This is a genomic window from Ignavibacteria bacterium (assembly GCA_016707005.1).
Classification (GTDB): Bacteria; Bacteroidota; Ignavibacteria; order Kapaibacteriales; family Kapaibacteriaceae; genus UBA10438.
Window position 1 is genome coordinate 131,631 of sequence record JADJIQ010000004.1, and the last position, 15,019, is coordinate 146,649.

General features: G+C 54.0%; 12 protein-coding genes. 5 read left to right on the plus strand and 7 right to left on the minus strand.

Annotation, left to right across the window (positions count from 1 at the left end):
• The gene (locus IPI29_07240) at positions 1–405 is read right to left on the minus strand and encodes a hypothetical protein (GenBank protein ID MBK7412331.1); all 405 of its coding nucleotides are present in this window, start codon (positions 403–405) and stop codon (positions 1–3) included.
• A 52-nt stretch (positions 406–457) separates the two neighbouring features.
• Between IPI29_07240 and mfd the strand changes: the two genes are divergently transcribed.
• On the plus strand, positions 458–3,775 hold the full coding sequence (gene mfd, locus IPI29_07245; protein ID MBK7412332.1) for a transcription-repair coupling factor: 3,318 nt from the start codon (positions 458–460) through the stop codon (positions 3,773–3,775).
• On the plus strand, positions 3,772–4,434 hold the full coding sequence (tsaB, locus tag IPI29_07250; GenBank protein MBK7412333.1) for a tRNA (adenosine(37)-N6)-threonylcarbamoyltransferase complex dimerization subunit type 1 TsaB: 663 nt from the start codon (positions 3,772–3,774) through the stop codon (positions 4,432–4,434). Before mfd ends, tsaB begins: the two co-directional genes overlap by 4 nt.
• Here tsaB and IPI29_07255 read toward each other — a convergent pair.
• Positions 4,420–5,427, minus strand: coding sequence for a c-type cytochrome (locus IPI29_07255; protein ID MBK7412334.1), 1,008 nt, complete (start codon positions 5,425–5,427; stop codon positions 4,420–4,422). The genes tsaB and IPI29_07255 overlap by 15 nt on opposite strands.
• Before the next feature lie 164 nt (positions 5,428–5,591).
• On the opposite strand from IPI29_07255, the gene IPI29_07260 reads away from it, so the two are divergent.
• Both IPI29_07260 and IPI29_07265 read left to right on the plus strand, forming a co-directional pair.
• Entirely contained in the window at positions 5,592–6,887 is a 1,296-nt protein-coding gene (locus IPI29_07260) for an adenylosuccinate lyase (GenBank protein MBK7412335.1), read from the plus strand.
• Between the two features lie 2 nt (positions 6,888–6,889).
• Positions 6,890–8,389 (plus strand): VCBS repeat-containing protein, encoded by a 1,500-nt coding sequence (locus IPI29_07265; protein ID MBK7412336.1) that lies wholly within the window; start codon positions 6,890–6,892, stop codon positions 8,387–8,389.
• On the opposite strand, the gene IPI29_07270 is transcribed toward IPI29_07265, so the two are convergent.
• Genes IPI29_07270 through IPI29_07290 form a run of 5 tightly spaced genes read right to left on the minus strand, consistent with a single transcriptional unit; the run spans position 8,390 to position 13,895 of the window.
• On the minus strand, positions 8,390–10,444 hold the full coding sequence (locus IPI29_07270) for a hypothetical protein (GenBank protein MBK7412337.1): 2,055 nt from the start codon (positions 10,442–10,444) through the stop codon (positions 8,390–8,392).
• Complete coding sequence (locus IPI29_07275; protein ID MBK7412338.1) at positions 10,423–11,841, minus strand: hypothetical protein; 1,419 nt, start codon at positions 11,839–11,841, stop codon at positions 10,423–10,425. The genes IPI29_07270 and IPI29_07275 overlap by 22 nt, the downstream gene beginning before the upstream one ends.
• A 9-nt stretch (positions 11,842–11,850) precedes the next feature.
• Positions 11,851–12,756 (minus strand): hypothetical protein, encoded by a 906-nt coding sequence (locus tag IPI29_07280; GenBank protein ID MBK7412339.1) that lies wholly within the window; start codon positions 12,754–12,756, stop codon positions 11,851–11,853.
• A 41-nt stretch (positions 12,757–12,797) separates the two neighbouring features.
• Positions 12,798–13,523 (minus strand): hypothetical protein, encoded by a 726-nt coding sequence (locus IPI29_07285; protein MBK7412340.1) that lies wholly within the window; start codon positions 13,521–13,523, stop codon positions 12,798–12,800.
• Between the two features lie 45 nt (positions 13,524–13,568).
• Positions 13,569–13,895 carry a transmembrane 220 family protein gene (locus tag IPI29_07290; GenBank protein MBK7412341.1) on the minus strand — a complete coding sequence of 109 codons (327 nt, stop codon included), beginning with the start codon at positions 13,893–13,895 and terminating at the stop codon, positions 13,569–13,571.
• A gap of 62 nt (positions 13,896–13,957) precedes the next feature.
• On the opposite strand from IPI29_07290, the gene IPI29_07295 reads away from it, so the two are divergent.
• Positions 13,958–14,977, plus strand: a complete 1,020-nt coding sequence (locus IPI29_07295) for an aldo/keto reductase (GenBank protein ID MBK7412342.1) — start codon at positions 13,958–13,960, stop codon at positions 14,975–14,977.
• Positions 14,978–15,019 lie beyond the last annotated feature (42 nt).

Here is a 15,019-nt window from a genome sequence, read left to right on the forward strand (position 1 = left end):
TCAATTATTCCAGTATTGCTGTCCAAAGAAGAAGGTGTCTTTCCCGTTGCGGCCTTCAATGAGGAAGACAACATCTTCCTGCGACCGCCTCTCGAGGTATTCACGGGCATCTTCTTCGGGGATCTCGGCGTAGCGCGCTAGATCCGTGACAACAACTCTGCCGGCATTGGTTCTGATGAGCTGACGCATGATGGCATCAACACGTTGGCGTTCTGACCTGTACTCACGCAAACTGCTCAAAAGCAACCATCCTCCCCCACCGATGTGCAGGGAGCCAAAGATGAAGCACGTCAAAACGTCGATGTATGCCGAATCGCCTCGGTACCAGCCTACGATCCCAAAAAGGAAGTAGACCAGACTGAAAACGGCGATCAGAGAGCCGAGCAGGTATTTAATGCGATACATGATGTTCAGGTGAGAGATCAATGCAAAACTACGAAGTGGGTAACTTCGAAGGATGCACGCGATTCGTTCAGACTATTCTGCCCTCCTCGATGTCCTCAAGAACTCAGAACCTGTCCTCCAGGCCGCCGAGTCCTTGTCTCGTTCCGTATCAGTCTCGGTAAAGACGCTGACCGGGTCGGCACGCGCCTCCATGGTCGCAGCCCTATGGTCCCTCGGATCATTGCCCTTTGTTGTCCTTACGTCGGATGACAAGGACGTGGACGACATCGTTCACGATCTTTCAGCCCTGATAGGTCCGGACCTTGTAGCGGGAATCCACGGTGCCATCCGACACAGCGCGCTAGCGGCCGGTGGCATGGTCCACCATGAACAGGTTGATGCCCTAACTCGACTCCGGGAGCGAGAGCGTTTCGTTGTTGTTGCTTCGGCTTCCGCTCTTGCCCTTCGTCTGCCGGCTCTCACAGATCTCTCCTCTGCTAGGATCGAGATCGCTCGCGGTGCTGAATTTGAGTTCGAAGATTTTGTCACGGGGCTTGTCCTTGCCGGTTTTGAACGCACAGACTTTGTAGCCAAGCCGGGTGAGATCGCAGTGCGCGGTGGCATCGTGGACATCTTTCCCGGAGGGTGGGATAATCCATTGCGCATCGAGTTCTGGGGCAACTCCGTTGACTCCATACGCGAGTTTGAGCCCCTTTCCCAACGATCGATACGTGAACATCAAAACGCCGCCTTCCTCGGACGAGTCTACCACGAAGATGATGAAACGCTTACGAGCGGCATCATGGATCACGTACCACAACGTTGCATCCTCGTACTCGATGGACCGGAGGCGATCGACTCAGAGATCCATCGAATGGAGATCTCGGTAGACCCCTCAACCTGGAAATGGCCTACCCTTCGCATCAATCCTCTTGGTGAGGCTGCGATCTCGGCGCGAACACAGGCACAGCCATCCTATGGCGCAACGATCGAAATGCTGCTGCGCTCGGCATCACAGTTACAGTCGCGCAAGGTAACCGTCACGCTCGGTGCAGACGGACATCAGAACGTAAAGCGCATCCGTGAACTCTGCGATGCCTTGGCTGATCAAGTAGAACAAGACAACGCTGATGACGGGGCTATCTATCACCGCACCATCGATGGGATGCGTTGGGTAAGCGTTGCAATGAGCGAAGGATTCCTCTGGGAAGAGCTCGGCATTGCCTGTCTTACCGAACACCAGGTCTTCGGCAGACAACGTGCGCAGCGAAGAACAAAGAAGCAAGAAGGCGGATTCTCGCTCAGAGATCTGCAGCAGCTGCACCGGGGTGACTACGTTGTCCATGCCGACAAAGGCATCGGAAAGTTCGACGGACTCGACACGATCACGATCAACGGATCTGCCGTTGAATGTGTGAAGCTTGTCTTCGATGGCGGAGACAATCTCTACGTTCATCTGAACTACGTTCATAAACTCTCAAAGTATGCGAGTGAAGAAGGGGCTGTCCCTAAGCTCAGCAAGCTCGGGTCTGCAGAGTGGGAACGTAAGAAGGCCAAGGCAAAGAAGCGGATCAAGGACATTGCCCGTGATCTGATCAAACTCTATGCTCAACGAAAGTCACAACCCGGTTTCGCCTTTGCTCCGGATACCGTCTGGCAGAAGGAGTTTGAAGCGTCGTTCCAATACGAAGACACTCCCGATCAGGCACGCGCTACGTCGGAAGTGAAGTACGACATGGAGCAAGCAACGCCGATGGACCGGCTTGTCTGCGGCGATGTGGGATTTGGCAAGACAGAGGTGGCCGTGCGTGCAGCGTTCAAGGCTGCACAAGCGGGTCGTCAAGTTGCCGTGTTGGTGCCAACAACGATCCTTGCCGAACAGCATGGTGTGACCTTCCGCGACCGACTTCACAGATATCCCGTGACGATCGACGTGCTTTCTCGCTTCCGTTCCAAACAAGAGCAAAAGGAGATCCTTGAACGAATCAAGTCGCTGAAGGCGGATATCGTTATCGGTACACACCGCTTATTGAGCAAGGACGTAGACTTCAAAAACCTTGGCCTCCTCATCATCGACGAAGAACATCGTTTCGGCGTTGCTGCAAAAGAGAAACTCCGTCAGCTCCGCTCATCGGTTGATACACTCACTCTCACAGCAACACCTATTCCGCGGACGCTCAACTTCTCGCTCATGGGTGCACGTGACCTGTCCGTGATCGAAACGCCCCCTCGCAATAGGCTCCCGATCCGAACCGAGATATTACAATGGGCCGATGACGTTCTGCGAGAAGCATTGCTACGTGAGCTCGAACGTGGCGGTCAGGCATTCATCGTTACTGATCGTATCCATGACATGGATAAGCTGATGATGAAGTTCAAGATGCTTGTCCCAACCTTGCGCATCGCCATGGCTCACGGTCAGATGGAGTCCGACCATCTCGAAGACGTGATGGAAGGATTCCTTGAACGCAAGTTCGATGTGCTCATCGCAACAAAGATCATTGAGTCGGGACTTGATATCCCCAACGCCAACACCATGATCATCGAACACGCAGATAACTTCGGTCTTGCCGAGCTGTATCAGTTGAGGGGTCGAGTTGGACGTTCAAATACCCAAGCCTACTGCTTCCTCCTCATTCCCCCGCCGCATACTCTCTCTCGTACCGCACTTCGTCGACTTCAAGCCCTGGAAGAATACACAGACCTCGGATCCGGATTCCAGCTTGCCATGCGCGATCTCGAGATCCGTGGTGCCGGTAATCTGTTAGGGGGCGAGCAGAGTGGTTTCATCATGGATATGGGCTTTGAGTTGTACCAGAAGATTCTGGACGAAGCGGTCACCGAACTCCGTCACGAAGAATTCTCACAGCTCTTTGCCGGCACCAAGGCACTAACCGATGACTTCACGAATGAAGACATCGCCGTAGAACTTGATGCTGATGCCCTCCTGCCAAAGGCCTACATACCGGGTGATACCGACAGGTACGATGTCTACAAGCGTTTGTACAACGCGCATGAGCAGCGCGAGGTGGATCTCGTCTTCAATGAACTCCGTGACCGATTCGGAGCACTTCCTCAGGAAGCGGAGGAACTTCTGTTCGCAGTGCGGTTGCGGATCGCAGCTCTTCCGAGTGGCTTCCTACGTGTGAATGTGAAGGATGGTCGACTTCTTGTTGAGCTCCCTGCCGACTCCGATACACGGTGGTATGGTCAGGTCTTCAAACAGATCCTTCCACTGCTCACTAGCATCCCGAACGCTCGATTCGTACAGAATGGAAAACGCTTGCTCATCGAGGTCTTACTGGGTAGGCGCGAAGAGGCGATCAACATTCTCGAACAATTCTCATCTCAAGCCGCTCCTCGTGAAGAACCCACGGAAGAACTTCTATGACAAGACTTCTTTCGATCGAAACATCAGGGTCCGTGTGTAGCGTTGCGGTCTCCGTTGATGGGTCTCTTGTCTCCTCCATAGAGATCCTGCAGGCCAACGTCCATGATGAGATGTTGAGCAAGTGTGTTCATGATGTGGTGTCGAATGCAGGACTAGCGCTTGACTCCATCGATGTCGTAGCCGTCTCTGCCGGACCCGGCTCATTCACCGGTCTTCGCATCGGCGTATCATTTGCAAAGGGGCTTTGTTTCAGCGGGAAACCAAACCTCCTTGCTGTTCCTACGCTCACGGCACTTATGCATGCCGGTACTGAAGTAGCGCGCATCGGCAGGTTTGCCACGATCACCGCTGTGGTGGCTTCACATCGAGATCTGTACTACGTTGCAACGAGTCCGGTTGAGGATCCTACCCATATTGCTGCAGTGGAACTCCTGCCGCTGCACGAGGTCAAGGAACATCTCAGTGACGCCACCCTGGTGGTTGGTCCGGCAGCCTCTCAACTCACACCAAACCCGGTGAGTGGTCTCACCCGACTCTCCGCGCGCTTTGTGGCCTTTGCAGCATGGAAACTGTTGGAGGCAGGAGCCCCCTTCAACGATGCGATGACCTTTGTTCCTGAGTATCAGCAGGAGTTCGAGGTTCGCTCAAAGGGCCTTTAGAAACGCCTCGATCGACGCGATGTCATCCGCCGTGAGCTTCTTTCCAAGTTGATGCCACCCCATGAGCTCGATCGCCCTTGAGAGTGTTGGCACCGAACCATCGTGGAAGTATGGGTGGGTCTTGGAGATCAGTCGCAATGATGGAACCTTGAACATCAAGCTGTCGGATGGGTCCTTAGTAACACCGAAACGTCCGGCATCCCTCGTGTCGTAGGGATTCACAAGGCCGAGTTTCTGATACATACTTCCACCGAAGAGCGGACCATTATGGCATGTGATGCAACCGCTTTCGATAAAGGTCTTCAATCCCCGCTTTTCCTCATTCGTCAACTTGGCTGATGCACCAAGTACATAGTCGTCGAATCTTGAAGGGGCTCGCAACGTCCGTTCAAACGCAGGAATGGCATGAGCCAGGTTGTCGTACGACACAGCCTTACGAGCTCTGGGAAATGCAGCAGCGAAGAGAGGCGTATACTCATCGATCGAACGGATCTTCTCTTCAACGGCCTTTGCACTTGGCATTCCCATTTCCACCGGGTTGGTGATCGGTCCCTTCGCTTGTGCCTTGAGGTCGTCTGCTCTGCCGTCCCAGAATTGCACGAAATGATATCCGGCATTGAAAACTGTCGGCGAGTTACGAGCACCGCGAACCTTATCGGCACCGGCCGATGTGACCTCGTTGTCGACTCCGGCAGCTCCTTCATTCACGTTATGGCACGTGTTGCACGATTGCGTGTTATTGACCGACAATCTGGTGTCGAAATAGAGCTTCTTTCCGAGTGCGATCTGTTCCGGCGTATCCCCTTCTGCCCCCGGCATCACATCCGGTAGTGCGCCGAATATTCCGGTGGCCTGTTCAAGCAGGTCGCGTTCCTCCTGAGCCGTCAGTGGCGGAACCTCTTTTAACGGGGCTTCCGATGTCTTTTGCTGCTGCCCGCACCCCACCAGGATCAACACAAATGCTGCTGTTTGGATGAATCTGATCGGTTTCATGGCAAACTCCTTCGTTGTTGCTTTCAAGTTCACCCCAATCACCCTCGCTATCCTATGACAAAACTCACAGTCCCTCTTTACTATTCGCTATTCGCTATTCGCTATTCGCTATTCGCTATTCGCTATTCGCTATTTTCGCCTTTCCCCAACAACGCCTCGAAACAATGATCCAACGGTATACTCGACCCGACATGGGGGCCATTTGGTCCGATGAGAACAAATACGCTATCTGGCTTGAGATCGAAGTCCTTGCCTGCGAAGCTCAGGCTGAGCTCGGCGTGATACCCAAGGATGCAGTTGCAGAGATCCGTGCCAAGGCAGCATTCAACGTTGAACGTATCCTTGAGATCGAAGAGGTGACGAAGCACGACGTGATCGCCTTCACGACCAATGTGGCGGAATATGTCGGACCTGCATCGCGATTCATTCATATGGGGATGACGTCGAGCGACGTTCTCGACACCTGTCTCGGTGTTCAACTCAAGCAGGCCGGTGAATTGATCCTTGCCGATCTCATCACGCTTCGCGACATTCTGGCTCGACGAGCAACCGAGTTTAAATACACGGTCTGTATCGGTCGCTCACACGGCATCCATGCAGAGCCAACAACCTTTGGATTGAAACTCGCACTTTGGTATGAAGAGTGTAAGCGCAGTATCACCCGGATGGAACGCGCCATTGAGTCCATCAGCGTTGGGATGATCTCCGGTGCTGTTGGGACGTTTGAACACCTCTCACCGGATGTAGAGGTCTACGTCTGCTCAAAGCTTGGACTCAAACCTGCACCGGTCAGTACACAGGTGATCCAACGTGACCGTCATGCGGAGTTCTTGACCACTCTTGCCATCATTGGCGCCTTCCTAGAAAAGGTGGCCACCGAGGTACGACACCTTCAGCGCACGGAAGTGCTGGAGGCGGAAGAGTACTTCTCGCCCGGACAAAAGGGCTCGTCGGCGATGCCACACAAGCGCAACCCTATTCTTAGTGAGCGCATCTGCGGAATGGCCCGCATTCTACGTGGTAATGCCATGGCCGCCATTGAGAACAATGCACTTTGGCATGAGAGAGACATCTCCCACAGTTCAGTAGAACGCGTGATCTGTCCGGATTCAACGATCGCTCTCGACTACATGCTTCATTTAGCGACCGGTCTCATCGATAAGTTGCTTGTCTACCCAGAAGCAATGAAGCGCAACCTTGCACTCACGCACGGCCTGCCATTCTCGCAGAGTGTGATGTTGGCACTTGTTCGCAAGGATGTCACGCGAGAAGACGCGTACAAGATGGTGCAGCGAAATGCCATGCAGACGTGGCAGACCAAGACTCCACTCCGCGAGACACTAGGAGCCGATCAGGAGATCATGTCGTTCTTCTCAGCTGAAGAGCTGGATGCCATTTTCGATGATGCTCGCATGCTGAAGAACGTGGATCAGATCTTCGCCCGTTGTGGTCTGGCCTGAGTGTGAAGATTATCGTTGCGATCGTTGTGATCATGGCCTCCGTTGCCGGAGGGCTTGCCATCACGAGGTCTCGTTCCGATAACGGTGCGGAATTGGCCGATAAGTATTGTGTATCGTGTCACCTGAAGCCCCTTCCTGAACATCTCGATAAGTCGACGTGGGTTGCCAAGGTCTTTCCGGTGATGCGTCAATACCTGGGGATGGATCAGATCCCTCAGCGTGATAAACTGCCGCATGATCTACAGGCATTCTATCCGACCTTTCCGGCGATGACGGAGGATGAGTGGTTCAGTGTTGCGCAGTGGTATATCGACAATGCTCCGGCTGTCCTTCCCTCTCCACCGTTGATCCATGTGAAGGGTGTGACATCGCAATTCCAATCGATGCCTCTTCGGAAGACGATCGACGTGCCAATGACAACCGTGGTTCGGTTCGACGCACAACGTCGACGAATGATCATTGGTGATGGCTTTGGAAATGCCCTGAATGTCCTGAACATGAATGGTGATTCCGTTGCCAGTGTATCACTCAATGGTCCGCCTTCAAGTGTCGACGTTCAGCCGGACGCTTGGTACGTCACAGATATGGGCAAGCTGCTTCCGCATGATTCCGCCATCGGCCGTCTCGTGAAGATCACGTGGGTTAAGGATGTGCCCACGTCTACGGTGATCCTCGACTCATTGCGTCGCCCCACAAGCGTCACGGTTGCTGATCTGAACGGTGATTCTCGCAAGGACTATCTCGTTTGCGAATACGGAAATCTCATCGGACGTTTCGGTTGGTATGAGATCGATGCGAAGGGGCGTTCCAAGTACCATGAATTGGTAGCACAACCCGGAGCAATTCGAGCAGAGCTGCGTGATGTGAATGGCGACAAACGACTTGATATCGTTGTTCTCATGGCACAGGCACGAGAAGGTCTTGTGGCATATATCAACAACGGCAAGGGGCGTTACACAGCCCGTGAATTGATCACCTTCCCGCCGTGTTATGGATCATCGTCGTTCTCCTTCTACGACGTGGATGATGACGGGAAACTGGAGATCATCATCACAACGGGAGACAACGGCGATTACGAAGACCCACCCTTCAAGCCCTATCACGGAGTCTACATCTACGGCTCTGATAAGAACGGTGTGTACACCCAACGATCGTTCCAACATCTCGACGGTGCCTACGGTGCCTTTGTCCGCGACTTTGATAGCGATGGAACCCAGGATATGCTCTCGTTCTCATTTTTCCCACGACTTGATCGTTCAGATGTAGATCTCATTCGTTTCGATTTCAATGTTGGTAGGGCGAATATGAATACATGGAGGGTGGCTCATGCCGCCGATGGACGGTGGCTCGCCTCAGATATCGCCGATGCTGACGGAGATGGAGACCTTGATGTCCTTCTTGGTAATGTCTCAATGGGTCCAGGTAGGATCCCGAACACTGTGCAGGATCGATGGATGTCTGGGGGCGTTGTGGCTCTGTACTTAAAGAACACCATGAAGTGATCATTCGATCATGATCCCCATTGTTCGTCGCCTACCATTCTTGATCAACGTGAGATAGATGAGTCCGTGCACGTCTTCAGGAACGGACGTACTGAGTTGACTCCCTGTTCGCACGCCATCGTGCGGAATTGTTTTGCCGAGCAGATCGGTCAGGATCAACTCATCGACTTCAGCGAAGATCTGACGTCCGCGCACGGAGTATTGTGGTTCGAATGGACCAAGAAGACGCACTCTTCCCTGCTCATCGCATAAACCATCAAGCGTGAATCGTCCGTGTTCGAGAACGAGATCGCGTGTTGTAGTATCGAGCTGGACGCTATCGATCCGAAGAATGATCTGCGAAGAATCGCCCAGGGCAACTCTGGCGCTTGACCTTCTGTAGGTTGTTCCCGCCCGCGCATTCAACGTGAACGGAAACTCCATCGAGATCACGGTATCGTTGATACGTCTCGATCTGCGGATGGGGATCAACGTGGTGGCTCTCATTGATACATGCACGATGCCATTCACTGTTCGTTGGTTTATGGGTTCCGCTCTGATCCGAATGTAGAGATCAACGGTGTCTCCGGGAGCCCCATGCGCATTATCAGCTTGAACGATCAACTTCGGCAATGCTGACACGCGAGGAGAGATCAAGATCGAGTCCACAACGATACATCCGTCTTCGGTGGTTATCTCTACCGTACACCACGTTGGCTGGTAGATCGGTCGTGTCTGCGCGCTGTTGCCGTTTGATGAGACGGAGTCAACGTTGTCAATCCAACGATAGCTGACACCGCCTGTTGCTGTTATGATCGTTGAGGTGCCTTCGGTAACGAGCGTGTCTCGTGCTTGCATTGCAACGCGCTGTGTTCGTCGTCTGCCCGTGGGTATGGAGCGTGCTGATGTTGAAGCTCCGTCTACCCCGGCTTGTGCACCGAATGCGATCCTCTCGGATAGTACGTCACACGTAGATGTGCCGCCTGCTCCACCGATGACGGATTCTGTAAATGAGGTTGCAACACGGCGACTGCGAAAAGCAGATACGCCGCCCCCTCCACCGCCACCCGGACCGTAATGAAAGAGCACGCCGCTAGTGCTTCCGCCGTTGCCACCGCTCACGATCACAGAGGAACGTCCCACGGCAGAGTCTACGTTGAGAATGATGGTTCCGCCGCTCCCGCCACCTCCTGCGCCATCTTCGTAGGCATTCTGTGCTAGACCGCCTTGTGCGGTGAATGACGATCTCTGTCCGAGAATGAGGATGGGAGCGGAGATGAGAATGATGCCACCACCGTGACCCCCTCGTGTTCCATGAAAGTCATTCTGATGCCCGCTTCCACCGCCGCTGCCAATGAAGATCCGTGTAGCGCTGCTGGTATCTTCAACAGACGTGCCACCGCTACCACCACGAGGAAGTTGTCCATAGGCAGATGTTTGGTCGCCTCCCCTTCCGCCTGCACCCGCAAGAGCACCGCCGCCACCACCTGCATTTCGTGCCCATCCACCTCGGGCGGCTCCGGGCCCTTCTCCGGAACACCGGTTATCGTTGATGTCGATAGTGTCCATCAACGCTGCGGTGTCGAGCGTATTGATGCCAACACGTCCGCCCCTGCCACCGCAGGCATCCGCATTCACAACTCCATCTACGATCAACGTGTCCTTGCATTCGAGTGCAATGACGCCTCCCCACATTCCGTTCCACGGCATCGTGCGAAGCGTGTCAGTGATCATTGCCGTTTTTGCCGTGAGAATCCGCACTGCTTGCAGTCCACTCCGCGCATCATAGGTATGCACACGAGAGGTTTCCAGGTAGACAACTGAGCCGATGACGGTATCCACCACGCTGTATTCGCAGAGCCCAACGAATCGATTGTCGTTACTCGTTGTTTGGTGTAGGAGGATCTTGTCGCCGCGATGAAAGATCGACGCGTCAAGCACAACCATTGTTCGACGGCACTGATCCAGTTCAATGACAGCTGAAGAACGTTGTTGATATCCCGTCCACATCATCTGTGACGTGCAATTCAACGTAGACAGGAGCGTAACAAGGATCAGTATGATAGTGTTCGCCATCGCTGGATCTCCTCGTCGTACCAGAGTATGGCCGACGCATCTTGTGGGAGGAGCAGATCATTCGCCCCCTGCAGTCTGAATCTGTTCTCAGGAAGAGAGCCTGCCCCCTCGTTCGTTAGTCGAAGTACTCCGGCTGTTGCTATGATGACCATGATCCGTCCGGGCCTGCCCCCTGCACAACCGGTTAGCTCGGTCACTGTGGCATCAGCAGCGATCCGCACAACGGTCGATCCGCTTGTTGGATGGTTGTTCACTACTCCTGGCCCGGGAGCGAGTTCTTCTGCACCAGTGATTGCCATTGAGTTGGCCTCGACGTGACCGCTGGCATGGAGGTCGTAGACATAGGTGCGCGTTTGACCGTTGTAACCGCTCGCAGTTGACCTCGTGAGTTGTAGGGGGCGAGCATCATCGCTGCTTCCGAGATAGACGTCACCACCCAACGCAACGATCGAGAGATCTTTCTCATCGGTCACAAAAAACCCGCCGATAGCAACAGCTCTCCCCGGTGCATAGGCCGTGGCTGTTCCGATGATGCCGATCGATGTACCTGCATGTGACGTTCCGGATGCGTCGGATCGTGCCAGTACGCCAACGCTTGTGGTCAGTGTTCCGCCTGTTCCACCTCGTACCGAACTTCCCATCGCGCCAATGATGGTGTCTGCGGAGATGGTGGAATTTGTTGCAGCGTGACCTCGTACGCCAACACGTTCGGTTGGCGGAATATTCGTGTACGATGATGATTGCGAGAGCCCGATCACGCCTGCGCCATTGGTATTCGCCGACGCCAGAACACCAATGTGCGCCGTACCGGATGCGACCACCTCAATGCCACGTCGAGGCGGTGTTGTTCCCCCGATCTCCAATGCCGTTCCGTTTCCTGTAGAGAGAGCATTGTAACGCAGACCGGTGCCACCTGTGATGTCTATTCCGGTTGAGAGCGTTGGTCTCGTTGATCCAAGTGGTCCGCCGATGCGGATCCCCGTTCCGGTTCCATTTGATGTGCTTTGCAAGACAACGGCCGCATTCTCCGTACCACTCGCTCCGATGTCTGATACAAGGAGCCCCGTACTTGCTGACGTACCTAGCAGTGAGATCACAAGTCCCATCCCACCTGTTGGGTCAAGCGCACCGATACGCATACGTTCATTTGATGCGGCACCAACGAGGTTTCCTAAACTCAACGGTCCACGAATCCATGTAGTGGCGGCAGCATCGATCTCCAATGCACGGATCGACCCGCTGTCGCCGGCGAGAAACCGAATCGGTTGTCCCGCCGGCGCGCGTTGTGCGATGAGTAGCGGCATTGCTGCTACTGACTCCAGCCGGGTTGTACTGAATCCCTGTGCAGACAGTCGCAAGCTGCATGAGATCAGTACGATGGTGGCGAGGTAGAGCATCAGAATCGATCAGAACGGGTGAACCAACAACCAAGCGATTTTGTCGGCTGTACCCAGAGCCGCGGATGTTTCTACCGTTATCGTGTCGTTGACATCATCGATGGCCGTGATGCTGATACCGATGGTTGTCCCGGGTGGATTGATCATTGTCACAACAGGGATCGAACCGCTCGTGATGTTCGTTCCCATTGGAATCACATGTACAAAATTTCCAACGACGGGAACGAAGATCCCTCGAACGATATTCTGGAGTGGTCTTGTCCATGACATTGTGCCGGTGGTTGTGCTCGTGAGCACCATTCCATCAGATAGCGGAGGCGCGTCAGGCAAGGTATAGGTAATGTCTGCTGCCTGCGTGGTTGCACGAAAGGCCGTATAGTTCAGACCGCCGGCCGATGGTTCTCCAAAGCGGAGTTCTGTAGGGAGACCGGAGTTTGAAAGCAGTACATTCTTCCCGATGTCAACCGGAGCGCGAGGTGTAGTGGTACCAATAGCAATGAATCCTTGGCCTGGACCAGCAACACCAACCAATCGCAGTGCCTCGGTGCCATTTGCCGCAAGGACAAGATCTTGTGCATTGCTTGTTCCGAGATACTGTTGAGTGGCTCCCGTACCGCCGGTGGTGATCGACGTACCGTCGAGCTTCCAGAATGACGCATTTGTCCATTCCAACGTGGCGGTTGATCCCGTTACATTCTGGATCGTCAGTGCCTGTCCGGCGGCTCCTGCAACCGGTGGAAGCGACATCGTATAACCTGTGACGCCGGTAGAAGGAAGTGTGAGCGAAACTGTTGCCGGTTGGCCGTTTCGAAGATTCAGAGTTCCGGTGGTCTGACTCTGACCATAAAGCAGCGGGGTACCGATGAGAATGATCATGTACATCATGATCGTCGACAAGGTCTTGTGCGTGTTCATACTACGTCCTGCAATGAATTGGATAATGTGAAACGTGGTGATCAACGTCTGATCTCCCACAGTATCTGTTCGGTGTTCAGAAGTGGTGCAGAGGTCACAAAGACCATCGTGTTTGTTGTTGTATCGATGGTGCAACCGGCCTGTATTGTTGTAGTGCCTGCAGACACTCGAAACGTGACATCGTGCTCAGAACGAAGTGTTGTTTTCGGCTGAATCCGGAACGTGTACTCGGTTCCCGTGCCAGTGATCACACCTTGCTCTGCGATCGCTGAATCCCGTTCCACCATGATGATCGATCCGTTCCGTGTGATCCTCACACCGTCGCCACCAACAAGCTTCACGTTCCCCGCCACCTCATTGATCGAGGTAACGATGCCGGTCACATTCGGCGAAAGTCGTTCAGCCACTTCAGCGAATGCCGAGGCTCGTGCAAATGCTTGGGGCAGTAGTGGAGTGCGCGGAGAGCGTTCCGGCGATCCATCCACACTGATGCCCAGGAACACAGCTCCCCTATCAAACGCGTTCAGCGGTAAGGGGCTTGTGGTTCCAAGGATCAACGTTGCCTCGCCATTGCTGAGGTCTACCGTGAGGTCTTCTTGGGCGAGTGATGTGCCCCCTGACGGCACATCGTACCACTGAACAGTGATCGCATGTGGACCATCCGGGGTCTGCGCGTCACCGAGTGAAAGTCGTACCTCAACCGTTGCGGCGATCTGTGCCGTGAGAATGGCTGGGACGAAGAGGAAGAAGAAAAATGCTGATCGCATGACGGTCCTTGAGGAGTCGTGTTGACTTCCTCGTGCCGTCAGCTATCAGAAACGTGACATTTCGCTTCGCTTTTTTTGTGTTGCCAGGACCAAACACCAGATCGCGGAGATCGCTAATCCCCCTACTTCACGCTCGATCTCACCATCCCACCACCGTCCGCTCGTTTGTCCGAACAACACTACTGCCCAGATGGTATAGACCAGAGCGCAGGCAGTAGCTCCGATCCGCGGCACTCTCCCAGTGGCTCGTAACACGCTGAGAAGGGCGCAAGCCCCATACGCAGCTATCCAGATCAGGCCATCTGCGTCGTTGAACTGCACAACTGTGAATCCGATGAAGACGGCCGCCATGGCCCATGAGATCACACGCATCTGAACTCCAAGTGTCTATCCGTAGTTTGGTCGGCATAAACTACCACACAGAGGAACATCCCGTGAACTATCGTCTATTTGGTCGCAGTGCAATGCGCGTTTCTGAACTCTGTCTCGGAACAATGACCTTTGGCAATGATTGGGGTACCGGAAGCGACTATGAAACCTCGAAGAAGGTCTTTGATGCCTATGCAAATGCCGGTGGCAACTTCATCGATACGGCCAATCGATACACGGAGGGTACCAGTGAGACCTATCTGGGTGACTTCCTTTCTGCAGATAGAGATCATTTCGTAGTGGCAACGAAATACACGCTGTATACGCGGATGGGTGACCCAAACTTTGCCGGCAATCATCGCAAGAATATGGTCAGGGCCCTGGATGAATCGCTAAAGCGATTGAAGACCGATCATATCGATCTGTACTGGGTTCATGCTTGGGATGATACCATGCAGCCAGATGAACTCATGAGGAGTCTGGAATACCTTGTCTCCAGCGGCAAGGTCCTCCACATCGGGATCAGCGACACACCTGCGTGGATCGTGTCGTGTTGTAATTCTATCGCTGAACTGCGCGGTTGGAGCCCCTTTGTTGGACTTCAAGTCGAATACTCACTTGTGAACCGAGACGCAGAGAGAGATCTGCTGCCAATGGCTCAAGCGTTCGGACTCACTGTTACGCCGTGGTCCCCGCTCGGAGCCGGAGTTTTATCGGGAAAGTACCTCCAGACGAAGTCCGTAGAAGGTGTTCGGCTTAAGCCTGATAGCCTCCGCCTTTCCGAGCGAAATCTTCGTATCGCCTCAGTCGTTGCTGAAGTAGCAGCCGAACTCGGTGTGAGTTCGCCACAAGTTGCATTGGCATTTCTCCGGAAGCATCAACCCGGCGTGATCCCGATCATCGGTGCACGCAATGAAAAGCAGTTGCTGGACAACCTAGGCTCCCTAGATGTAGTGTTATCCGCAGATCACATGCAGAGATTGCGTGAGGTGAGTTCAGTGGTCTTGGGGTGGCCGCATGACTTTCTTGCGGGTGAGAACATCCAGAACCTTATGTTCGGCGGAACACGATCACAGATCCGGTGATACACTCATGTCAGCGTGATCCGCTGAACACAGAAAGGTAAA